This window comes from Telluribacter sp. (assembly GCF_035998675.1).
GTDB lineage: Bacteria > Bacteroidota > Bacteroidia > Cytophagales > Spirosomataceae > Telluribacter.
Window position 1 is genome coordinate 669793 of sequence record NZ_DASYHI010000020.1, and the last position, 24683, is coordinate 694475.

Here is a 24683-nt window from a genome sequence, read left to right on the forward strand (position 1 = left end):
ACAGTTACAGTTCCAAGTAAAGATTAAACCATACGGCCATAATGCATTCTTTTTACTCAAGTACTTTCTTCTGTTCCTCGTTTTTACTCCTGCTGGGTCTGCTAACGGGCCTCCCAACGAAGCCAATTATGGCCCAAAGTGGGGGTAAAATGAAGTTAACGGGCAAAATTATCGACAGTCAGAGCAACGAGCCTCTTGGCTACGCCAGCATCCGGCTTTTCCGCCAGGCCGACAGTACCTTTGCCACCGGAGCCATTACCACCGAAACAGGTACCTTTAGCATTGACGCTACCGCAGGTACTTACTACGCGCTAACCGAATTTATTGGTTATAAGCCCCTGACTACTTCTGCCATACGGCTGCTGGAAGGTAGTACCTCCCTGGATCTGGGTACGCTAAAACTTTCGGTGACCTCCACTACGCTGGATGAGTTGGTAGTGCAGGCCGAGAAAAGCTCCATGGAACTGTCGCTGGACAGGAAGATATTTAATGTAGGTAAGGACCTGGCCAACGCGGGAGGTACCGCCGTGGACATTCTGAGCAATATTCCTTCGGTAGCCGTAGATGTGGAGGGTAATGTGAACCTCCGCGGAAGTAGTAACGTTCGCATCCTGATTGACGGTAAACCATCCGGTCTGGTCAGTTTTAAGGGCGGAGCCGGTTTGCAGCAGCTACAGAGTAGCATGATTGAAAGGGTCGAAATTATTACCAATCCCTCGGCCCGCTACGAAGCCGAGGGCATGGGGGGGATTATTAACATAGTACTTAAAAAAGAACGTAAGGAAGGCATTAACGGCTCTTTTGACGTCATTACGGGCTACCCCACCAACCTGGGAGCAGCCGCCAACATTAACTACCGCCGTAAAAACCTGAACTTCTTTATCAATTACACCGTTTCCTACCGCAATACCCCCGGACGTACTTCGCTGTACCAGGAGCTATACCGGAACGACACTACCTTTATTACCCAACAGACCTTCCGCAACAACCTGAAAGGGATGAACAACAGCGCGCGGGGCGGCCTTGACTACTTCTTCTCCCCTACCAGCGTATTAACGGGTGCCTACACCTGGCGTATCAGCAAAGGAAAGCGCTTTTCCGACATCCGGTACTATGACTATGTTTCATCGCTGAATAACCTGGATAGCTATACCTTCCGGACCCAGGACGAAACCGAAACCGAGCCCAATTCGGAGTACGCCCTTACCTACAAGAAAAGTTTTAAGCGGAAAGGACACGAGCTTACCGCCGACCTGCGCTACCTCGACAACTGGGAGCAGTCGGACCAGTACTTCGGGCAGCGTACCTTTGAACCCAACGGTAAGCCCTCGGGTATTCCCTACCTGCTGCAGCGCTCGCTTAACGACGAAACTGAAAAGCAGTGGCTGGGACAAATTGACTATGTACATCCCTTTGGAAAAGAAGGGAAATGGGAAGCGGGTTTGCGGAGTAGTTTCCGGGATATGACCAACAACTTTGCCGTAACTGAGCAAACCGAAGATGGTAGCTGGCGCTCCCTGCCCGGCCTGACCAATAACTTCCTCTACGAAGAAAACATCAACGCGCTCTACGGTATTGTGGGAAATAAGGTGCGGAAGCTGTCGTACCAGCTGGGGCTGCGGGCCGAATGGACGGACGTTACCACCACCCTCCGCGAAACCAACGATGTAAACCCCCGGCAGTATACCAACCTGTTCCCGAGTGTACACGTTACCTATGACCTGCCCCGCCTGCACGCCCTCCAGCTCAGCTACAGCCGCCGGGTGCGCCGTCCGCAGTACAACGACCTCAGCCCTTTCATGACGTTTAGTGACAACCGGAACTTCTTCAGTGGTAACCCGGACCTGAACCCCGAGTTTACGGATGCGTTTGAACTGGGGCACATCAAGTATGTAGAAAATGGCTCGCTGAGTTCGTCGGTTTACTACCGCCATACCACCGGTAAAATTATCCGAATCCGGCGGGTTAATGAGCAGGGCTTTGCCACCACTCTCCCCGAAAACCTGGCAACCGAAAATGCCATGGGAGCCGAATTCACCAGCTCCTACCAACTCCTGCCCTGGTGGAAGATGGACGGAAGCCTTAACTTTTTCCGGGCCATTACGGATGGTGGAAACCTCGACACCGGCCTGCGCAGTGATACCTATAGCTGGTTTGCCCGCATGATGTCGCGCTTTACCATCCTTAAAACAACCGACCTGCAGCTTCGGGGTAACTACGAGGCACCTCAGCTTACTCCCCAGGGACGACGCAAAGCCATAGCTACCCTGGACCTGGCCGTAAGCCGTGACGTACTCAAAAACAATGGTACCCTCACGCTGAACGTGCTGGACGTATTTAATTCACGCCGGTTCCGGACCATTACCGAGGGATTTAATTTTTACACCGAAACCAACTCGCAGGGTCGGCTACGGCAGATTAACCTGACTTTCCAGTACCGCCTGCACCAGGCCAAACGGAAGACGCCCACGGGAGAAGAAAATTAATAATAAGGTACCTAAAAAAAGCGAGGACGGTGAATATTCACTGTCCTCGCTTTGCTTTATAGTACCTGCCCTAGCGTTACCTTTTCTTCAGTTCCAGTAGTTGAACCGTATTCTCCCCGTCCGTTGAGCGCCACCGCTGGGTAGTACGATCATCGTCGACGACGATCCAGGCTTTGGCAAATTCAGAACCTGGGCCTTCCAGCGTTATGTACCCTTCTGACTTGGACCAGTTAAACGACAGGGTATCCGTAAATTGCCGGTCCAGGACCGAATACCGGATATTTTTAGTACCCGTCTGGTCCGAATTGAACGTAATGGTACCTATACTCTGGACCCGAACGCCCTGCTGGCCGGGCTGCTGCATTTCAAAAGAGGTAACATCCCAGGTACCCACCAGCCGGTCGCCGGCACAACCAGCCAGCGCTATTGTTATAAATAAGATTAATCCTAAAAGACTTCCTGCTCCTGTAATTTTAGTTTTCATATAGTGCAAAGGAATATTTAATATTAATAACTAAAAAAACCGGGTATTGTGTTCAGAAATCCTCCGCTACTGCACCTTTGAACCATTTGAACGCGGCGTTTCGCGCGGTAGAGCGGGGTACACATTATTCTCAAATTCCATATCGGCCATGCGCATACTGGGGTCAATGACAATGCGCTGGATGTCATTCATGCTCCGGTCTATGGTAAAGCTATATTCGGGGTAAGCCCAGGCCCAGTCTGAGAGCAGGGTCCGTTTGGCGTAGGCTTTTTCGTTCTTTTCCCCCCGCATTATTTCCAGCGGAATGTAGAAGTTCTCCTGGGTACCATCTTTATAAATCACCACTACATCCAGCGGCATGGGCATCTGCCCGATGCGTTCCAGGACCACATTGGTAGTATTCGCCGCCGGCAACACCTGCTTTACCGCGTAGTCAATGGTTTTAGTAGTACCTATCCAGTTTTCCCAGTACCAGTCCAGTTCCAGCCCCGACTCTTTTTCCATGATGCGCTTGAGGTCGGTGGGGTTGGGGTGTTTATAGTGCCACTCGTTGTAGTAGCGGCGCATGCCCCGGTCAAACACTTCCTGCCCAATAATATAGCTAAGCTGGTGCAGAAAAATACCTCCTTTCACGTAGCTCGCTACGCTGTAGGCACGGTTGGTATTATAATGGTCCGAGTGCGTGGTCAGGGGCTCTTCCAGTCCCGACTGCACCAGACTGCGGTAGGCCGCGTAGGTAGCCTGGTGGGCATTGGTACGGCTGGGAAAAAGCTCGGCCATTACCTCGTTTTGCGCGTAGGTAGTGAAGCCTTCGTCCATCCAGGGGTACTTTGACTCATTGGTACCCAGCAGCATCTGAAACCAGCTGTGGATGGATTCGTGTACGGTCACACTCACTAATCCGCGGAAGCTGGTGTGGCTGGTAATGAGCGTAGCCATGGGGTACTCCATACCGCCGTCGCCCCCCTGAATAATTGAGTACTGCTTGTAAGGGTACCGGCCAAAGCGCTTATTCATGATTTCAAAGTTACGTACCGCGTAAGGCTGCATCTGCTTCCAGTTTTCGGCCAGGGTATCGGTTTTGTAAAAAAAGTGCAGGTCCAGGTTGTCGTCTACTTTAACTATGTCATGCTTATAGTCCGGGTCGGCTGCCCACACAAAATCGTGTACGTTGGGGGCTACAAAGTGCCAGGTAAGACGGTCGCCTTTTTTGTGATTGACAGTTTTGCGGCTATACCCGTGACCTATCTTGTCGGGGTTCTGCAGGTAGCCGGTCGCGGCAATTACGTAAGACGCGTCCATGGTAATTTTTACGTCGTAGTCGCCCCATATACCGTAAAACTCGCGGGCCACGTACGGATTGGCGTGCCAGCCTTCGTAGTCGTATTCACTCATTTTGGGATACCACTGCGCCATGGAGTAGTCAATCCCTTCTTTGTTAAAGCGACCCGTACGACGCACCTGCACAGGTACCTGCGCATCAAACTCCATATCGAAGGTGTGCTGGGTTCGGGGTAGCATGGGTTCGTTGAGTGTAACTTCCAGGATAGTACCTACTACCTGGTACCGCAGCGCCTTCCCGTTTTGCTTGAGGGAGTTCACTTTCTGATAGCCGATTTCGGTGGGTGAAAGTTTGGAAATGCGGTCCACTACCCGGACGTCCGGATCTTTTATGGTCCGGGAGCGCACATCCATCTGGCTGCCCGGCTGAAAGGCGTTCAGGTAAAGGTGGTAGAAAACCCGGGTAAGCGTATCGGGCGAATTATTGGTGTAAACTAACTTCTGGGTGCCGCTGTAGCGGTGAGTAGTTGCATCAAAATCAATGTTCATTTCGTATTTAACACGCTGCTGCCAACGATCCGACTGAGCAGTCGCCGTGACAGCCCACCCACCCAAAAGCACTAGAAAGAGGAGTTTTTTCATTACTGGTTTATTAATTTATTGATTAAGTTTGGTCGCAAAATAATGTAAATACACGATTTTACGAGCCATCTTTCCTACTAACGTAAAAAAAGGGTATGTCAGACATACCCTTGGTTACTACCTGAGCCCGAAAAACAGGCTCGGTCAGGAAAACCTCCCCGTTCAATCCTTATTCGATTTTACGCCAAAACTTAGCCCGGCATAAACATCCACCCCCTGCGCTTTGATGTGTCCATTACGGGCGAATAGACCCAGCAGGTTATCCGATCCAAGTACCACCGGCCCCAGGCGGGCGGCCCCTCCCACCGCCCAGGCACCGTTCTGGCGCACGATGGGAAGCGAAAGTCCTATTTTTTTACCGTCGATGCGGGGCGTTACGGCCAGTAGTGACGTAGCCCGGAAACCGGGTACCTGAGTAACCCGCATACTTTGAATCCATGTGGTATTGACGTACATATTACCCATCAGGCGCAAATCGGCACTCATGTTGAGCGCCTGCGGAGTCGCAAGGGCAAACTGGTTGGTGCGGTCGGTTTCCGTCAGACCAAACTCATCTTCCAGGATACGACCGATGGCACTTAGTTCACTTTCGCCTTCCCGGGGCGTTGAGTAGCTCTGCCATTCGGCTTCGGTTATCTGCCGGTCCTGCGCATTGATCGTGTACTTCCTGACGCGGGGATCATTATAGTTGATACGTCCGATGTCGGTAACCGCGGCACTCAACCGCAGTACATGTTTGCCATTTTCTTCGGATAACAAATCGTAGCTTATTCCCAGGTCAAGGCCCCAGCCCCTTCCGGTGGCGTTTTGGCCAAACAACCAGCTGGGCGAAAGAAACGCCCGGTTATTGACCTGCGTATACCCCAGGTCGGCATCAAACCGGTCCACGTGCAACAGGGCCGCGTTGACCGCACTCGTGTCCGGACGAAGCTGGTAACGCAGGCTCCGGTTCTGGATGTACCCACCCGCGTAGCCAAAGAACCGTTTGACGGTCACCCCACCCTGCAGGCGATGGGTAGCGCTTTCAGAAAGTACCTGCCCCAAGGTTAGTCCCCACTCCGAATAAGCCTGACTGACGCTGTTAAGTGTATTATCCGAATGGGTAGCGTATAAGGCCAGGTACTCCAGGTTCTGGTAATTCTCAATATTGGCCAGTCCCAACCTAACCACCCCCAGTAGCTTTTCGGAGGCGTTGGTGACCTGCACCCCGCTTCTGACGCGGGTCATCAGGGCTATGTGGGTAGTTGGGCTAATCTTGAAAGCCAGGGCCGGGCCGCGCAGTTCAGCGACCAGGGTACCGTTTTTGGGTTTCCCGTCCCGAATCTCCTCCAGGTCATAGGGGTCGAGCGGCCGGAAGTTACGCCCCAGGGCCAGGTCGACCATTGAAAAAGGAGCCGCGTACTTGACGTAGTTATTGTTAAAATGCGCACCGGCCGTGGCTACGTGAAACCGGATTTTGTACTGGTCGTTGACCAGGTGTGAAGGATTCTGGTACACCGACCAAAGCCCGGAGTTTTGCTGAGAAGTAATTCCTATGAAACCCTGCGTTGCCCCGAGCCGGGCGGTTAGCACCAGCAACAGCAGCAAGCTATACTTACCTATTGATTTTGTGTTATGCATATACGCTTTTGATGTTTTTCACCTACTTCTCTAAAAGTATGCCTAATTATTTTTTGTATACCAAAAGGTCGGATATTTACCCATACTGTTGCTTCAAGTAACAACTCCTTCTGTTTTGGGTACCACAACTTCCACCCATCGGGGTCTTCAATATTATTCCAGCCGGTCCGTGTACTGATAATAGCCGGAGGTATCTCCGGAAACGAGCCTTATTTCTTCGCTGGAAATATACCCCCGAGAACTTGCCCGTACCGTATTGGTAGCCGACCCGGAAAGTTTATAAGAAAGGGGCGACTCCCCGGCCTGAGCGGATGTACTGGCGCAAGTCGGGTACCCGTATATTTTTAAGTTGGCCGGAAAGTCTTTTTCAAGGAATGGCCTACCGCCCTGGTGGTAAATAAAGTACCTGAACGCGGCCGGGTGCCTACCGGCGCGGAGACTTCTGAAAGTACTACGGTCAGAAGGTAAAATAGCGGAAAGAAGCAAGGTATGGGCAAGATTATTTGCAATGCAACCAGTTGTTAGATACAGCGACCTCAGTTCCCGCAGGACATTACCGCAAATAAAAAGACTAATCGACAAGTTTCAGCGTCAGAAGCGGGGATTTTTTACCCCTTATGTATACCTAAATTCGTCTACTTCCGATAAAAAACGGCTTCAAAGTACTTCAAATCCCTTATTTACCAAATGGCACAAACTTTTATTCTATTAAAGCATATTCGTTTCAAACCTCTTAAACTTTTTCAATCATGCTTAAATGGACCATAATATTTCTGATAGTTGCCATCATAGCGGGTGTACTCGGTTTTGGTGGCGTGGCAGCCGGTGCAGCTGGAATCGCTAAAATACTTTTCTTTGTATTCCTGGTACTTTTCGTTATCAGCTTAATCAGCGGACGGGTACGAGGGTAGCAAACCTGGTATTGAATCGTAAAAAACCCCATAATAACAGAAGAGGCGGGCCATTGGTCCGCCTCTTCTGTTATTGCTATTCCCATTCAATGGTTGCCGGCGGCTTGGACGAAATATCGTACACCACCCGGTTGACGCCTTTGACCCGGTTAATAATATCGTTGGAGACCTCCGCCAGAAACGTATACGGCAGATGCGCCCAGTCGGCGGTCATTCCGTCTACGGAGGTAACGGCCCTGAGGGCTACTACATTTTCATAGGTACGTTCGTCGCCCATTACGCCCACGCTCTGCACCGGCAGTAACATACTACCCGCCTGCCATACGTCATCGTACAAGCCGCTTTTCTTCAAACGACTGATAAACAGATCATCTACTTCCTGCAGGATAGCTACTTTCTCGGGCGTTACTTCGCCCAGAATACGGATGGCCAGACCGGGGCCGGGGAACGGGTGCCGCCCCAGAATGTTGGCCGGTACCCCCAGGGTACGCCCCACCGCCCGTACTTCGTCTTTGAACAGGGTGTTCAAAGGCTCAACTACCTTAAGGTTCATGAGATCGGGCAGGCCGCCTACGTTGTGGTGTGACTTAATTGTTACCGAAGGCCCGTTTACCGAAACCGATTCTATTACGTCCGGATAGATAGTACCTTGCCCCAGCCATTTTACGTCCTGAATCAGGTGGGCTTCGTGGTCAAATACTTCAATGAAAGTTTTCCCGATCGCTTTCCGCTTCTGCTCCGGGTCCGAAAGGCCCCTGAGGGCGTTGTAGAAGCGTTCCTTCGCGTCTACGCCTTTTATATTCAGGCCCATATCCTCGTAAGAATGCAGTACCTGTTCGTATTCGTTTTTACGAAGTACCCCATTATCCACAAAAATACAGAACAGATTTTCGCCAATGGCTTTATGCACCAGACTGGCCGCCACGGTAGAGTCGACTCCACCCGACAGCGCCATTACGACCCGGTCTTTACCCAGTTTTATTTTCAGACTGTTAATGGTCATTTCGGCAAATGCCTCGGAAGTCCACTCCTGCTTGCATCCGCAGATATTTACCACGAAATTGTGCAGGATTTTTTTGCCGTCGGTCGAGTGGGTTACTTCCGGATGGAACTGAATGCCATAGGTCAGCTCATCTTCGATTTTGTAAGCCGCTACCCGAACGGTTTCGGTGGAAGCAATCAAACGGAAGTTGTCGGGAATATCAACGATGGTATCACCGTGCGACATCCATACCTGGGAGGCACTGGTCAGGCCTGCCAGCAGTGACGAATCCGGGTCGGTTATATCCAGGTGAGCGCGGCCGTATTCGCGGTGAGAAGCGGGCAGTACACTCCCGCCCAGTACCTGGGCCATGAGTTGTGCGCCGTAGCATACTCCAAGTATGGGTACTTTGTTCCGGAACTGGTCCAGGTCCACGCGGGGGGAGTCGGCATCCCGGACGGAACAGGGACTACCCGACAGGATAACTCCTTTTAAGTCAGGCGTGAGTTCGGGGATTTTATTGAAAGGATGGATTTCGCAGTAAACATCCAGCTCACGAACCCGCCGGGCAATTAATTGGGTATACTGCGAGCCAAAATCAAGAATTAAGATCTGTTCGGTCATGTATGGGGATATCTAAACCGCAAAGGTAGACAGAAACCCGCAAAGCACGAAAGAGAAGGTACTTACTATTTGAGGACCCGCCCTATTTTTACTTACCTGCTCCAGGCATTTTCCCCACTATGAGCCTGTTCAGGGACGAGCCATTGTACAGAATGCCGTTTATTTTACAGGTTTATTAGTAAAAAAGTGGTAACCGAAAAGTCCGCATTTTCACCGTTCAGAAATCCCTGACCATGGCCCTGAAAAGTAAGAAATGAGAGCTTGGGCCAATATTTAACAGAAATAATTTGGAAATCAATATTTTAATGTACCTTTGCTTAAATTCTTTCAAAAAACAATTATCATGAATCAAGGAGTAGTAAAGTTTTTCAATGATTCCAAAGGATACGGATTCATTAAAGATGCCAAAACAGGACAAGATTATTTCGTACACATCTCAGGTTTAGTAGATGAAATTCGCGAAAATGACGAAGTGACATTTGACCTGCAAGAAGGAAGAAAAGGGTTGAATGCCGTTAACGTTAAGCTTGCTTAATCTGAGACATATCATACAGCCATCAAAAGGAAGGCCTCACCTCAGGGTGAGGCCTTCCTTTTTGGTATCCATCCTGGTTTCCGGTTGGTCATAAAGCAAAAAGCCCCACACTTGCGGTGGAGCTTTTTGCTTAAACGTATAGGTAAGTAGGTCAGGCTTTTGACTTACGTTCTTTCATCGCCACGGGATCCCAGTTAATTACCTTCTTCTCAAAGTAGCTTTTGTTACAGGCCAGTACCGGTGCCGCCGCGCGGTACCCAAACACAGGGTCTTCGATAGTACCCTGGCTGCCTTTCTTTACGTTTTCGAAGAAATCAAGGAAGTGATTGGCGTGGGCGTCATCCCCCTTGGGCGACTCAAACTTCACCTCCTTTACCGGCTCCGCCTTACGGGTTTCGGGCGGGTACTTGGCGTCATACTGCTTCACAAATTCCTTTTGCACCTCTTCGGGGAAGGTAAATACGCTGTCGTATCCGCCGTAACCGGGGGCTATGGGTAGCTTTTTCTTGGTCAGAATCAGGCTGTTTTCCGAAAATTCGATCTGTCCTTCGTTACCAATAATGCGGGTATTGTTATTAATAGCGCCGGCATTGGCAAAATTCACCCGCAGTACCATCTGGAAATTAGCGTGGGCGTCGGTTTTGGGGTATTCCAGGATAGACACCAGCACATCGGGTACATCGCGTCCGTCTTTCCAGTAACTGGTTTCGCCCGATGAAAATATCCGGTCCGGTCCCAGCGAATTGGTTACGAAGTGCGCCCCCGTAATGAGGTGAACAAACAAATCACCGGCTACACCCGTACCGTAGTCGCGGTAGTTGCGCCAGCGGAAGAAACGGGTTGGGTCAAAAGGTACTTTGGGCGCGTCACCCAGGAAGGTATCCCAGTCCACTGTTTCACGGGAGGCATCCGGTGGTATGGAGTAATTCCAGGCCCCGATGGCACCAAAGCGGTCATTATTGGATTCAATGTAATTAATTTCGCCAATATCACCGGCTTCTATCATGCGCTTGGCTTCCTTAAAGGGGGCGCTGCTGATGCGCTGGCTACCTACCTGCATGGTTTTGCCGGATTTTTTCCAGGCGTCAATGACCGAAGGTCCCTCCTCAATATGGTGTACCATGGGCTTTTCGCAGTACACATTTTTACCGGCTTTCAGCGCGGCTTTAGTAATGTGGTCGTGCCAGTGGTCGGGCGTTACCACCAGTACTGCGTCTACGTCCTGACGGGCCAGAATTTCGCGGTAGTCGCGGGTGGTGAAAATATCTTTTCCGTAGGTTTCCTTTACCCGGGTCAGGCGCCCGTCGTAAAGGTCAGCGGCGGCTACAAATTCCACTTCCTTGGAGCTCTTCAGGGCAGCGCGGGTATCCATGTGCCCCTGGATTCCCATCCCGATGGTGGCAAAACGTATTTTGTCGTTGGGACTCATCTTCTTCAGGTCCCGGATAATGTTAAAGGGCTTGGCAATACTTTCCGTGGCCAAAAAGGCCGAAGTAGCTGCCACACCTTTAATAAAGGTTCTGCGGTTTGGTTTCATACAGTTATAATAGGATATACTATATCTTTGAAAAGTAAGGCATTTATTTCTTCAAAAGTAAAGCCTGCCGCTATGCTTTTTCTACTTACAACCCAGGCTGATCCAGCACAATAAACCCAGGTACCCATGTTCGACACCGTTACCTTTACCACCCGAATCCATAGTTTAGACTACCTGCTGGGAATGACTTACCTGGAAATCCCCGGCTCCATAGTACAACAGCTGGGGGGTGGTTTCAGCCAGCGATTGGTGTGTACCGTGAATGGGGCGGTTAGCTGGCAGTGCGGACTGGTGGCCCTGGGGCAGGGCAATGCCTATATCAGCATCAGCGCCAAACGCATGAAAACCCTAAAGGTACTGCTGGGCGATGAAGTGGTAGTAGCGCTGGTGAAAGATGAAAGCGAGTACGGGGTAGAGGTACCCGAGGAGCTACGGGAGCTTTTTGAGCAGGACCCGCTGGGGTACCAGCGATTCCAGCAACTTAGTCCGGGTAAGCAGCGGTACATTATTAACTATGTAGGTACGGTCAAAAGCAGCCAGCTTCGCATAGACCGCGCCATCCGGCTGATCGAAAACTTGAAGCGGTTGCCCACCGGAAAGGAACAATTCAGGGATATTCTGGGAAAATAAGTTAACAGATTTCCCCCTGGTGTAGAACTTCGGTTACAAAGTCCGATTCCAAGAACAGGAGGGTTTTTTTATATAATAACCGCCTGATTGGATGCAATGAAAGGTTTTTGACATTTCCGCTTAAACATTTGATAAACAAATATTTAACATTATTTCCTGGCACACCTTTTAAAGAAAGATCGTCTATGTCTAACTAAAATAGCTAGTAATATGAAAAAGCAAATATGGACCATTGCCCTGGTCTGTTCGATGGGAATCGCGGTTCCTTTCGCTACCCAGGCGCAGGTCAATAATAATCCTACTAACCAGAATCGGCCGCAGAACCAGAATCAGCCGCAGAACCAGAATCGGCCGCAGAATCAGAATCAGCCGCAGAATCAGAATCAGCCGAGAAATAATCAACAAACTGGTACTAACCAACAGACCGGTACTAACCAACAGACTGGTACTAACCAACAGACCGGTACTAACCGGCAATCTGGTACCAATGATGGGGTTGGCCAAATGGTGCAGGGGCTGTCACGGGTAGATATGAACACCATGAACTACGACAACCTGACGGAAAAAAACTTCGTAGACGTGAGTGAGGTACTACAGGACAACCAAATGAGAGGGTTGGATACACAGCTGAAAGGTAACCAGAACGCCACCACTATTCAGAACCAACTAAATACCCGTTTCCGGGAGAAAAACCTCCTAAAAGAAAATCAGGAGGTAGTTGGGGTGCATAGTGATGGAAGGTACATCATCAGGAACCGAAAGGAGTAACCCCTGAGGTACTTTGAATAAAAGCGCAGCGGCAGTCGGGACCATCCCGGCTGCCGCTGCGCTTTTAGGTCCTATTCCAGCCGGTACTTTGGACCTGCCCTTTCAATCCAACCCAGCAGAAGGCCCTAAGGTAGTAAGCTGCACAACTGCGGCCTGTAGGTAAGAGCAGGTGCGGGGTATTTTGGGGAAATAGATTAGCAGATACCTGGAGATGGGCCACCTTAGCAAAGTTCTATTTTCTTTCGCCTCTGCACAATAACACCTCCTGATCGCTCCATGGCAAATAATTCGATCACAATTACGTAAAACTACGCGTAAATAACTGTTTGACAATTATTTGTGGTACAATTTTGTAAAATAAGGGCTTATATTGTTTAACTTAAAATGTAAAGTTTATGAAAAAAGTCATTCTTGCTATCGCCATGTTCTGTGCATTGAGCATCGTAGCTCCTTACGCCGCTGAGGCGCAAAATCAAAACAAGGATCAGAAGCAAAATAAGACCAACCAAAATAAGAAAACCACCGCCGGGGTAGGACAACTCGTGCAGGGATTAGTCAATGTTACCGTGGGCGATGTGAACGTTCAGGACATTACCGTTCAGGATTTGGTCAATGTGAACGATGTTTTAAATAACAATCAGATTGATGTGTTAAGAAACTCCATTAACAAGAACGAAATAGCCAGTCGTAATCAGAACTTTCTGAACAATGCCTTACGGGAGGCCAAAATCCTCACTGATAACCAGACCATCGTGGGTGTACTCAGCGGTGGCCGGTATGTTGTCGACGGTGGAACTACGACAACTTCGGGTTCGCGAGAGTAGAAATAATTATTCTGGTTTTTATACCAGTAGTATCTATACAGCAAAGGCAGCGGGTAATTATCCGCTGCCTTTGCTGTAATATTTTGGTTAAGAAGTCGGTAGAATATTGCTTTATTAGCAAAGGTACCGCTCATGCCAGAGACTTAGAACCAGAAAAACACGTAGAAAATGACGAAAAAAATACAAGTACACGAGTTGCCGGTGGGCGTAGTAGGTCTAGGCTTGATGGGCAGCAGCATTGCTACCTGCTTACTCATAGCCGGCCACCCCGTGGTGGCGGTAGCCCCCATTTCTGCTGATCTGGACCACGCCGAAAGACGAATCCGGGAACACCTGAGCCGGGCCCAACAGGAGCAACTGATCCGGGAAGCCCCTGACTACTACTTCCGGAACCTCACCATTACCGAAGACTACCAGGCGCTACAACCCTGTGGGCTGGTTATAGAATGTACCATTGAAAGTCCGGAAATTAAGAAAACCGTATACGGGAAAATTGAAGACGTGATTGCGCCGGATGCCCTGCTGACCAGCAATACCTCCGCCATCCCGATCAGCCAGCTCCAGCAGCAGACCCGCCACCCGGAGCGGTTCTTTGGTCTGCACTGGTCCGAGCCTTCCCACACCACCCGCTTTCTGGAAATTATCTGCGGAGAAAAAAGTGACCAAACCGTTGCTGAGTACCTCTACGCGCTCGCCCACTATTGGGGCAAAGAACCTACCCTGGTCCGGAAGGATATCCGCGGCTTTATCGCCAACCGCCTCGCCTACGCCATGTACCGCGAAGCCTTTTACCTGGTCGAAAACGGCTACGCTACCGTGGAAGACGTAGACCGCGCTTGCCGCAACAACACCGGCTACTGGATGACGCTGGTGGGGGTTTTCGGCTGGATGGATCTGACGGGCGTACCCGCCTACCATACAGTCATGAAGGACCTCTTCCCTACCCTCTCCAACAGCACCGAAGTACCCAGGCTCATTGATGATATCGTCAAAGCCGGTGGAAAAGGCGTCGCCAACGCCCATGGCTTTCATCAATACACGCCGGAAGAGGCGAAGCTTTGGGAAGAAACCTATACTGAATTCGCCTACGACATCCGCAAACTAGCCCTCAAGTACCCCGCCGATGTAGTAAAGCGGAAGCTCGGAGAGCAGGGGGGTAGTGGAACATCTGGTATTGAAGGTGAAATTGAATAAACCTGGTTCTTCGGCTCTATTTAACTTGGTTGTGTAATGCTATCGCTTGCCCTCACGGCCGGGAGGCGCTCCTCCGGGCGGGCCCCGCTCTCCCCACGCCACTGTGCTCTGTGGGCCTGCGCAGGGCTTACGCACAAATGCCCACTGCGCAAGGTGGCTTAGGGGAGAGCTGTTAGAATTTGGCAAAGTGCATATTAGCAACTGTATAGTATTTTAAAATTAAGGACTACCGCTACTAAACATGTACTATGTAATCTATAACAGCCCTTCCATAAGCCGCCTTATTTTACAGCCATTTGTGCGGCTGGCTAAAGCAGGGCTGTAAAATTTAGCGGTGTTGGAAGGGCGGGGCCCGCCCGGAGGAGCGCCTCCCGGCCGTGAGGGCGAAAGACAGTATTACACATCGAATTGGCATAGGGCCTATAACTAGGTATCAGGATAGTAAAAACCTGAATGACCCGAAAAAATTTAAAAGAGGCGAAGAACAAAAACTTTCCTAATTCCTGAACCGAAAGTCCCAAATACCCCTCTATGCACCGCATAACCATAACCACTATCCTGCTCCTGCTGATAACCATAACCGCCGCCCAGGCGCAAAGTACCTTTACCTGGTGGAACCCCGCTACGGCGGCTTACCCGGTACTGGAAGGACAAGCCTGGCCGCAGGAAACCAAAAACCGCTACGACCGCCTCCCCGCCCGGGCCGAGGGCAAAGTACGCCCGGTGGTCTGGAACCTGTCGCGGCAGTCGGCCGGACTGATGCTGCGCTTCCGCTCCAACGCCCCCGAAATAAAGGTACGCTACGTGGTGGAAGGCAAACACGCTCTGCCCCACATGCCCGCTACCGGAGCCAGCGGGGTCGATCTCTACGGTATTTCGAGCGACGGCGACTGGCGGTGGTGCTCGGCAAAGTTCACCTTCAGCGACACCATCGAGTACCACTACCGCAACATTGAACCCAACGACGCCTACCACAAGCTGGGCCGCGAGTACCGGCTGTACCTGCCCCTCTACAACAGCGTGAAGTGGATGGAAATCGGGGTACCCGAAGGTGCCCTTTTCTCTCCCCTACCCGTCCGTTCTGACAAACCCATTGTTGTATACGGTACCTCCATCGCGCAGGGGGCCTGCGCCAGTCGCCCCGGTATGGCCTGGACGGCCATCCTGTCGCGCAAGCTGGACCATCCGCTCGTCAACCTGGGCTTTTCGGGGAATGGGCGGCTGGAAAACGAAGTACTGGAACTCCTGCCCGAAATAGACGCCAAGGTGTACCTACTGGACTGCCTCCCCAACCTGGTCAACCGGGCCGACTACCCGCTCGATGAAGTCAAAAACCGTATTCTGAATGCCGTGCGGGGACTGCGGCAGAAAAAACCCGCCACGCCCATCGTCCTGTCCGAACATGCCGGCTATACCGACGAAGCTATCAGTCCCGGCAGCCGGTTGCGCTACACGGAGGTGAATGAGGTACTTCGGGCCGCCTTTGCCCAGCTGCAGGCCGAAGGGATCAGCCAGCTGTATCTGCTTCCCAAATCGGACTTTGGTCAGGATATAGAAACCATGGTTGACGGTACCCACCCCAACGACCTGGGCATGATGCGCTACGCCGAGGGCTACGTGGCCCTGCTCCGCAAGGTACTTCGTGAGCCGACGGGTGAAGTATCAACCACCCGCCCGGTGATACAGATGCGGGAGCCCGCCAACTACGACTGGGACGCCCGCCACCGTGAGGTACTTCGGCTCAATAAGGAAGACCCACCGCAAGTACTCATGATTGGCAACTCCATTACCCACTTCTGGGGCGGACTGCCGCAAGGGCCGCGCGCGACCGGCGCTGACTCCTGGAAGGCAGTCTTTGAGCCAGCCAATACCCGCAACCTCGGCTACGGCTGGGACCGCATCGAAAACGTACTCTGGCGCGTGTACCACGGTGAGCTGGACGGTTACCAGGCCCACCGGATTTACGTCATGATAGGTACCAACAACTTCCACCTCAACACCGACGACGAAATCCTGACCGGCTGGCGCCAGCTCATCGAAGCCATCAAACAACGACAGCCTACCGCAACCCTAACTATGGTTGGCGTATACCCCCGCCGTAAGGAGGAAAAGCGCGTCCAGGAACTGAACATCAGACTCACCAGACTAACCGAGGACATGGGAGTTAAGTACCTGGATGCCGGGAAGGTACTACTCAAGCCGGATGGTACTATTGATGAAACGCTCTTTTATGATGGACTTCATCCCAATGCGGAGGGGTACCGAAGGGTGGTAAAAATGTACCGTTAGATAAATTTTTTGTTGCAGAAGCTAAATATCGGCGACTAAATTATAGATTTATGGGAGATTGACAGATACGGTTTAGCTATTTGTTCAGGTAGACATGGTTCCAGAATAACCCCTTCTTCTAAATATATAAGACACACATACGGCTTTGTTGCATGGCTCCCAATTAGTCAGAATATCAAGAATAAATGAGCTTGACATTGTATTTTTAAGGAGTAAATTTTGTACTTATAGTACATTTATGGGTTTCTGACAGATAAGTTTCAAGGCGAATTGAGGTTGAAATCAGCTTTTTTGAAGCCATGCAACAAAGCCAGTTAAAATACAAATAATTCCAAAATTACTATAATACGTTTACATATTTCCTAGTTAGCGATCACCCGTAATAAACTTGCAACAAACGAAAAGTTAAATTAAGACTATTTAATAAAGGATGAACGACCTTATAACGAACGGCTCAGAAATTAAACAAAGAATTATTTCTGAAATTAACAAAGCAAGTCAATATATTCATGTAGCAATGGCTTACTTTACGGACAGAGACATTGCAATGGCAATCGTTGAAGCAAAAAACAGAAATGTAACCGTTGATATTATACTTTCCTCAAACGCTCAAAATGAAAACGTTAAGATAATACTCAAAGGTGCAGGCATCAATGTCCATGCTTTTGACACAGGTGATGCACGAGGGATTATGCACCATAAATTTTGCCTTATTGACAACAAAATCACAATCAATGGCTCATATAATTATTCCTTAAATGCAAGCAACAACAACGTTGAAAACATTCAAGTTTCAGATGACCTTTCAATATATTCGCAATTCTTATCCGAATTTGAACGCCTAAAATATAATATTGATAATCGAATAGCTGTAAATGACCCTCCCCTAATATCTGAAACTAAAACGCAACAAGTAAAACCAATAAATGTTATTGACAGTTTTTCTCAACAGCTACACAGCCTTGTTTATTCAGCAGCACAAATTGATACAGAAAAATATAAAGGCAACGGATATAAGATATCAAAAGAAAGCGGAGGTAATATTGATATTTTCCGAACCGAATACAACAACATAAAAGAGAGAATTAGAACCTATGCTACAGACGAGGGATTGGGGAGCATGAAAAATGTTTTAACTTCTAATATCTCTATTGCATTTGAAAGCACAAAAATAAATATAGAATCAGAAAAGCAAGATAAAATAAACGTTGAAAAAAGAAATAATGCACTGGAAACAAATCAAATCTCAAATAAAATAATCGAATTAAAACAAGAGAAGTCTATATTAGAGTCAGGCAATCAAAACACTGGCGAAAAGGGATTATTGCAAGTTAATAAAGAAATTGAAAAAAATAAGCTTGAAAGAAGAATATTAGAACAGTCTTTTGTTGTAAAAAAGTTTTGGACTATCGGCACTACCCTTGTTTTACTTGGATTAGGAATCTTTATTTTTTATTTATCAGTATTTTTTGCCTCGGCAGTTTATAAAGTATTTTTTGAAGGCAACGTAATCCGAGCATCGTTAGAAGCAGGTATAAACCCTGGACTTCCGCAACTTGTAGATGCAAATGCAATCATTAAAATATTTAGACAACAAGGTACATTATTCGGGCTTATCGCTGGACTTTTCTTTCTTATTCCAATTTTGTTATCTAATTTAAAAATTCTAGGAAATGAAAATGAATTGGTAAATAATATTATGTTTTGGGTTGGTTTGGTAATATTTGATATTTTAGTTTCGACTATGGTTGCCATTAATACTGATGAAATAAAATCTTTGTTAGTAGGACGAGAATCCACACTTCAAATTTGGGAAGTTGTAAAGCACGGTGAGTTTTGGTTGATTTTTGTATTTGGCATGTTTCCTTTAATCCTAACACACTATTTAATTAATTACACAACTAACGCCTACAAAGATTCCCAAAGAGAAATTGTTGATGCCGAAAAAAACAGAAAAATTCAAATATTAGATGAAGAAATTATAGACCTTATTGCAGAAAAAGAATCATTCACGAACAAGGTAAAAGAAAAGTACGATGCTATTAATGAAAATAATAAGAAGATTCTTAGTCTAGAAACTGAAATCAATAATCGACAAATCCAAATAGAAAATAGCTATGCTGAATTGCAGAAGCATATTAAAACTATTTTCGATGACTTTAGTGCTAGGATAACAAGCGGCAGAATCTTTACTGATGTGATTTTTAATAGTGTTATATCTGCATATAAGTCAGGTTTTATAGAATTTCTACCTGAGTATTACTCCACTGACCAGGTGGCCAATAGGGTAAAAGAAATAGAACAAACAACTACAACTACAATCTAACAATATAATCACATTGGAATGAAAAATATATTAACCTTTTGGTCAATGATACTATTATTTACTTCTTGTGGCATTGAACCACAAAACAAATATTTGACATACAAGAACATCGTCATTCTTTCAGATATGTCAAGCCGTATGGATAATAAGCCACCAAAAGACTTAAATGAAATTAATAAATTAATTCAATTTTTCAAGAACGAGTGCGTCAAGCCTGGCAAGAAAATTGGCGACAAATCTTCTATCTATTTTTCATCATTTTCTGATAAAATAATTTCTTCAATTGACATAGACAGCATTAAAAATTTGGGGGAAAAACAACGTTTCATAAACTCTACAGGAGAATATCAAAATAACGGATTAGTACAGAAAATTGATGATTTTGAACAGAAAATAAAAAATACATATGCAGACACAAGAAACAATGGATTGGACTTGATAAGCATTTTGATTGAAAAAATTGAAAACGAACCGATTGTTAAGAAAAACACTTACTTGACTGACGGTGTAGATACAACATACCTAAAATATGACAATCATATTTATATTTTCACAGATGGATATTTAGAATATAAGAACAAAAATATTAATAATCAATTTTATTTTGGAATCTCTGAAATAGACAAGATAAGACAGTTTTGCAAAGCTAAAAACGTGGACATAACAAAAGCACTTGAAATCAATAGCTCATTATGCCTGCCAATCAGTAAAAGTAAAAATAGTCAATACATACATCTTCACTTATTAGAAACTCATGAACGAGATAAAAATGACAGATTGCAGACATACAAGTATCCAATAGGCCAAAGAGACAATGAAATTCTTGAAGCAGTGTGGCGAAAATGGGCAACAGAGAGTGGTTTTAAAAGTTTTGAATGGAAAAAGTATTGAATGATAATAAAGTTTCAACAATCGGGCGAACAGCAAACAACATCTACCCAAAAGTGGCGGATTATTGGTTAAAAAAAGCTTTGTGTTTCACGTTAGTCTGTGTCCTCACGACCTTTTACGAAACTTGCTAAACCGCTGAAAATCAACCAAGTGAATACTCGTACCCCATATAGACTAAGGACTTGCTGGTCATCTTAGCGGATAACCAGAGCTACTGCGGCACTAGGCCACCATAAGATGCCGCCGTTTACCCGAACCGTTAGCATCCTTCAAAGATAAATAATGGAATACCTATTCGGAGATACCTACGGTTTGATTCACCTGATTTCCTCCATTACTGCGCTGGTAACAGGTACCTTAGTACTTGTGATGAGAAAAGGAACCAAACGGCACCGGCAAGTTGGATATGGGTACGTAGCCAGTATGGGGGTACTGATTCTGACTGCCTTTATGATTTATAGGTTGTACAATGGCTGGGGCGTATTTCATTATACAACCGTCGCGATCCTGATCACCATTGGATTAGGCATGGTACCTATCTGGCTAAAAAAACCGGCTGAAAAATGGCAGTACCGGCATTTTTCATTTATGTACTGGTCCGTCATCGGCTTGTATTCAGCCTTTGCGGCAGAGGTGTTAACAAGGGTACCTCAGGCTCCTTTCTTTGGCATGGTCGGAATTGCCTTTGGGGTAATCATGCTGGCAGGTGGAGTAATCTTTGTGATGAATAAATCAAAATGGTCAAATCTGTTCAGAAAAGATAGAATTTGATGAAGTACTACCCCTTCCTGCCGCAGGTAGGTACCTGGCTCTGTCCCTCGCAAAAAAGCAGATCTGGTTAGTAGCCGGAGTTTATTATTTTGCCGTTGCTTGTGTTTCTCACCAGTACCTTGCCCTTAGGTACCTTATTCGCCGGTAGCAAACCGGCACAGCCGGCTAATAACCCATGTAACCCAAAAGACAAAACCCTCATTCTATGGAAACAAACAACAACAGGAAACAACTAATCATTGGTTGGGCATTAAGCGGATTTGTTATTCTTTTTATGTTATTCGATGCGACTATTAAGTTCTTAAAGACAGCAGAAGTCATACAAACTACGGTAAACGAACTTGGGTATACTGAAAATCATATTTTTATACACGGAATTCTAGCCCTAACGGCAACAGTACTTTATGCTATTCCAAGAACTTCTGTTTTAGGAGCAATACTTTTAACCGGGCATTTGGGTGGTGCCATTGCTTCTCATTTAAGAGTTGACAATCCACTTTTTAGCCATACTCTCTTTCCTGTATATGTTGCTATAATGATTTGGGGCGGATTATGGCTACGAAACATAAAGCTAAGACAGGTATTTCCCTTCGTTAGCTGATGCAAAAATCAATAACACTTAAACACAAAACCACAGCCATTTCCGCCATTGCCGGTGTATCTCACCAGCGACTTGACCTCGAGTACTTCATTGATCGGTTAGAACTCTGCCAAAGGCGAAAAAATAGCAAGCACTAACAAGCAATTCAAAAGAGCCCCGCAGCCAGGTATTTTGTCTGATCCATCGCCTAACACCACCAGCCCCTCCTCCCGGTCAGTGCTTTGTTTCCAGGTAGTGCTGCTTCAATAGATCCGCGCCAAAGTCGTTGCCTTTTTCGCGCAGGATGGCATGGATGTGGTTTCCGTCGTTCTGGAACCCCACGTTATCGTATTCAATCAGGAAGTCGGGGCCGTTGATGATGTAGTAGTGGGGCTTGTCGTTCTCGAAGCTACCTACCCAGGCAAAGTAAATTTTATCAATACCTGACAGCATGATTTTCTCAAAAAACTGGTGTGCCTTCTGGTGTTCAAAGTTGTGAACATACTCCTGAATCACCAGTTTCAGAAGGCTTTGCTGGGCTTCGTCCAGCTGCGCGGCCGGAATACCGTAGTAGCCGGTAATGCGCTGACTGCTTTGCGGAGTAGTAATAATATCTTTAGGTACCGCCTGTTTCAGCACGGCTACGGCTTTTTGCTTTTCCGAAAGGGAATTGATAAGCATAAATCCATAATCTTCCTCCTTACTCAGTACCCGCAATCCGGCGTACTTGGCTGATTTCACCTCGGCGGGATCGGTGCCTACGAAGTAGGGGGACATCACCACCTGATTGCCCCGGCAGGTTACGTTGAGGGCAATGTGGTGACCCCCAAAGTTTACGCCCCAGGGCTCTTGGGCCGATGGCTTACCCCACACGGAGATATAGTAGTTACCGTGCGCCCATTGGAGGTCCTGCATCCGTTTCAACGTTTGCTGATTGATTTCTCCTTTATCAAAGGCCTGCTGGTACAGGGTATTCAGGATATCGTCCAGCTGCATGAGGCTGGTGGTTTTCAGGTACCCCTGCGAGCTCAAAAGAGAAGATAAGACCCGGTGGAATGCCATCCGGCTTTTATCGGATAGCGATCCGTATTGAATGCCGGGCCGGGGTACCAGGCCTACCGGCAGGTTGGTCCACTTGAAGCGCAGGGAGTCGTCAAATGCGTAGGTAGTTTTGGCAAGTTCGTCGGCACTCAACGTTGCCAGGAAGCGGGACGTGGTTTCACTGGGTGATAGGTTCGGCTGGGCCTGACCAGACAGAGCTCCCCCAACCAGTATAAAAAGCCCATAGACAAGGGGCGTTTTGAAAAATGACAGACTTAGATGCATGGGTAGGGTTCCGTAGATTTAGGTGAGTACACTCCTCCTGTTCAGCAGATTAGCTTCAACAGGAGCAGACGTGCAGAAAGGTAATCAATTTATGAATGCTTTATGTAGTACCATGTTCTTTTTCAATATTTTATCGGTAGCGTAGTAGGAAAAATCACTTTGTATTGGGTAGTGGCGGGTAAGACTGGTGCCGGATACCTATTTGGGTAAATATAAGATACTCTTGCTTTATGAAGCAGGTGAACTAAAAAGATAGCATGAAACAACCCATTACCCTATCCCTGTTTTTCTTCCTCATCTTGGCCCAGGCCGAGGCACAAGACCTGCTGCCGGTTCCGGCTTCTTCTTTTCTGGACGAAGTACCCAAAGGAAATGTAATCACAACGGCGGCCGAACAGCGGGTGCCCTGGCTGTTTAATAACACCGGCATCCGGCTCAACTCGGCCACGAACCTGATGACGCAGGTGGCCGTGGCCGAGGAAGGCACCTATCATCTTTTTGTACGGAGCGGTGGCGACAAAGGTTCTTTCAAAGTAGCCGTAAACGATAAAGTAACGGATGCCGTGTTTGGGAATGCTCCGTGGGGCTGGAAGGAAGGCGGCCGCTTCCATTTACACAAAGGGCTGAATTACGTAAAAATTACCCGCATCAATCCGGGCGCTGTATTTGATGTACTGGTGCTAAGCAAGGCACCCACCCTGAACGAAGAAAGTGTTGTGGCGCTGCAATTACATCCGGACGTAAAGCTGCTGAAGGAGTACAATATACCCCGATCGAATGCGGTGAAATTTGGGGACGTCAACGGGGACGGGCAAACCGACTTTCTGGTACTGGAACCCGATTTTTCGGCACATGTTTTTGACCATAGCGGCAAAGAGCTCTGGCAGTGGCAAGCGCCGGAAGAATACAAAAAGGAGCGTTCGGAGTTTGAGGCACCCGGTGTGTTGTGGGATTTTGATGGCGATGGCAAAGCCGAAGTAGTGCACTGGCGCATGGTGGAGGGAAAGGAGTGGCTGGTCGTGGCGGATGGGGAAACCGGACGCATCAAAAAGCAAACGGGTTGGCCTACAGGGCCCCTCCCGCATGTGTACAATAACTTTCGCCTGGCCATTGCCAAACTGACGAAGGGCGCTCCCAATGAACTGGTCGTGTTTACCGATTTCGGCGGCACTATGAATATAAATGCCTACAGTGCTGATCTGAAGCCCCTGTGGATACATACCGAGCAGCGTAAGAAAGATAACCTCGGGCACTATATCTATCCGGTGGATCTGAACAACGATGGTATTGATGAAGTAGTGGTGGGTTCGTTATTGCTCGATGCTAAGGGAAAAGAGATTTGGAACCGCTTTGATCTGCTACCCGATAACCACGACCACGCCGATAGCTACAAATTTGGCGATGTGAACGGAGATGGGAAACTGGACATCGTGACCGCCAACAGCGAAACCGGAATTTTTATTTACGAAGCCATGACGGGAAACATTATCTGGCAACAGGTAGCCGAACATACCCAGCAAATACAGGTGGGTAATTTTTTGAAAGGGGGAACTGCCCCGCAGGTAGTAGCCGGTGGCAGGGTTTATGGCAACCGTCAGATCGGCGAACCGTATCTTTCCAGCCAGCTCTATTGGTTCGACAACAAGGGCCATTTACTGAGTAAGTGGCCCGGACAGCCCATCAATGGCAATCCTGATTTTGTGAAAGGCGACTGGCGTGGCGATGGGAAAGAGGAACTGTTCTGGTACAAGTTCCGCCTCAATGACAGAGGCAAGGGGGAGCTTTACTTTCCCGACCCGGTCTTCCATCAGTTTGATTTTATGGGCAAAGGCGCGGAAGAGGTGATCACCCTGAGCAACGGCCTGTTGCGGGTATACGGCAGCGCTACGGCTACCTATACCAACAAAGACCGTAAAAAAGACAAGATGTATTTAAAAAATACGGTTGTTAACCATACCCATTATTAACCACAGACCCCAGTG

19 protein-coding genes are annotated in these 24683 nt (G+C 48.0%); 13 read left to right on the forward strand and 6 right to left on the reverse strand.

What is annotated here, in order from left to right; genetic code table 11:
* Window positions 1–41: 41 nt before the first annotated feature.
* Entirely contained in the window at window positions 42–2486 is a 2445-nt protein-coding gene (locus VGN67_RS16960) for a TonB-dependent receptor domain-containing protein (RefSeq protein ID WP_414717337.1), read from the forward strand.
* A gap of 76 nt (window positions 2487–2562) precedes the next feature.
* Here the strand turns inward: VGN67_RS16960 and VGN67_RS16965 are convergent, their stop codons facing one another.
* The 3 genes from VGN67_RS16965 to VGN67_RS16975 form a co-directional block, all read right to left on the reverse strand.
* Window positions 2563–2970 (reverse strand): hypothetical protein, encoded by a 408-nt coding sequence (locus VGN67_RS16965; RefSeq protein ID WP_327488042.1) that lies wholly within the window; start codon window positions 2968–2970, stop codon window positions 2563–2565.
* 66 nt (window positions 2971–3036) lie between these two features.
* On the reverse strand, window positions 3037–4893 hold the full coding sequence (locus VGN67_RS16970; RefSeq protein ID WP_327488043.1) for a M1 family metallopeptidase: 1857 nt from the start codon (window positions 4891–4893) through the stop codon (window positions 3037–3039).
* 162 nt (window positions 4894–5055) lie between these two features.
* Window positions 5056–6513, reverse strand: a complete 1458-nt coding sequence (locus VGN67_RS16975) for a DUF5723 family protein (protein ID WP_327488044.1) — start codon at window positions 6511–6513, stop codon at window positions 5056–5058.
* 749 nt (window positions 6514–7262) lie between these two features.
* Here VGN67_RS16975 and VGN67_RS16980 point away from each other — a divergent pair.
* Window positions 7263–7424: a DUF1328 family protein gene (locus VGN67_RS16980; protein ID WP_327488045.1), complete on the forward strand. Its 162-nt coding sequence runs from the start codon at window positions 7263–7265 to the stop codon at window positions 7422–7424.
* Window positions 7425–7500: 76 nt separating this feature from the next.
* On the opposite strand, the gene guaA is transcribed toward VGN67_RS16980, so the two are convergent.
* Window positions 7501–9030, reverse strand: a complete 1530-nt coding sequence (gene guaA, locus VGN67_RS16985; protein ID WP_327488046.1) for a glutamine-hydrolyzing GMP synthase — start codon at window positions 9028–9030, stop codon at window positions 7501–7503.
* Window positions 9031–9373: 343 nt separating this feature from the next.
* Here guaA and VGN67_RS16990 point away from each other — a divergent pair, with 343 nt between their 5' ends.
* Window positions 9374–9565, forward strand: coding sequence for a cold-shock protein (locus VGN67_RS16990; protein WP_207506603.1), 192 nt, complete (start codon window positions 9374–9376; stop codon window positions 9563–9565).
* Window positions 9566–9716: 151 nt separating this feature from the next.
* On the opposite strand, the gene VGN67_RS16995 is transcribed toward VGN67_RS16990, so the two are convergent.
* The gene (locus VGN67_RS16995) at window positions 9717–11102 is read right to left on the reverse strand and encodes a Gfo/Idh/MocA family oxidoreductase (RefSeq protein ID WP_327488047.1); all 1386 of its coding nucleotides are present in this window, start codon (window positions 11100–11102) and stop codon (window positions 9717–9719) included.
* A gap of 126 nt (window positions 11103–11228) precedes the next feature.
* Here VGN67_RS16995 and VGN67_RS17000 point away from each other — a divergent pair, with 126 nt between their 5' ends.
* From VGN67_RS17000 to VGN67_RS17040, 9 genes are all read left to right on the forward strand, one after another.
* Entirely contained in the window at window positions 11229–11732 is a 504-nt protein-coding gene (locus tag VGN67_RS17000) for a YdeI/OmpD-associated family protein (RefSeq protein WP_327488048.1), read from the forward strand.
* Between the two features lie 210 nt (window positions 11733–11942).
* Window positions 11943–12500, forward strand: a complete 558-nt coding sequence (locus tag VGN67_RS17005) for a hypothetical protein (RefSeq protein WP_327488049.1) — start codon at window positions 11943–11945, stop codon at window positions 12498–12500.
* 395 nt (window positions 12501–12895) lie between these two features.
* The gene (locus tag VGN67_RS17010) at window positions 12896–13324 is read left to right on the forward strand and encodes a hypothetical protein (protein WP_327488050.1); all 429 of its coding nucleotides are present in this window, start codon (window positions 12896–12898) and stop codon (window positions 13322–13324) included.
* Window positions 13325–13492: 168 nt separating this feature from the next.
* Window positions 13493–14518, forward strand: coding sequence for a 3-hydroxyacyl-CoA dehydrogenase family protein (locus VGN67_RS17015; protein ID WP_327488051.1), 1026 nt, complete (start codon window positions 13493–13495; stop codon window positions 14516–14518).
* Between the two features lie 531 nt (window positions 14519–15049).
* Window positions 15050–16807, forward strand: coding sequence for an SGNH/GDSL hydrolase family protein (locus tag VGN67_RS17020; RefSeq protein ID WP_327488052.1), 1758 nt, complete (start codon window positions 15050–15052; stop codon window positions 16805–16807).
* Window positions 16808–17237: 430 nt separating this feature from the next.
* On the forward strand, window positions 17238–19133 hold the full coding sequence (locus tag VGN67_RS17025) for a phospholipase D-like domain-containing protein (protein WP_327488053.1): 1896 nt from the start codon (window positions 17238–17240) through the stop codon (window positions 19131–19133).
* Window positions 19134–19151: 18 nt separating this feature from the next.
* Window positions 19152–20024, forward strand: coding sequence for a hypothetical protein (locus tag VGN67_RS17030; RefSeq protein WP_327488054.1), 873 nt, complete (start codon window positions 19152–19154; stop codon window positions 20022–20024).
* A gap of 282 nt (window positions 20025–20306) precedes the next feature.
* The gene (locus tag VGN67_RS17035) at window positions 20307–20795 is read left to right on the forward strand and encodes a DUF2306 domain-containing protein (RefSeq protein ID WP_327488055.1); all 489 of its coding nucleotides are present in this window, start codon (window positions 20307–20309) and stop codon (window positions 20793–20795) included.
* A gap of 205 nt (window positions 20796–21000) precedes the next feature.
* The gene (locus VGN67_RS17040; protein WP_327488056.1) at window positions 21001–21396 is read left to right on the forward strand and encodes a DoxX family protein; all 396 of its coding nucleotides are present in this window, start codon (window positions 21001–21003) and stop codon (window positions 21394–21396) included.
* Window positions 21397–21609: 213 nt separating this feature from the next.
* Here the strand turns inward: VGN67_RS17040 and VGN67_RS17045 are convergent, their stop codons facing one another.
* On the reverse strand, window positions 21610–22701 hold the full coding sequence (locus VGN67_RS17045; RefSeq protein ID WP_327488057.1) for a DUF3500 domain-containing protein: 1092 nt from the start codon (window positions 22699–22701) through the stop codon (window positions 21610–21612).
* Window positions 22702–22958: 257 nt separating this feature from the next.
* On the opposite strand from VGN67_RS17045, the gene VGN67_RS17050 reads away from it, so the two are divergent.
* Window positions 22959–24668 (forward strand): hypothetical protein, encoded by a 1710-nt coding sequence (locus tag VGN67_RS17050; protein WP_327488058.1) that lies wholly within the window; start codon window positions 22959–22961, stop codon window positions 24666–24668.
* Window positions 24669–24683 lie beyond the last annotated feature (15 nt).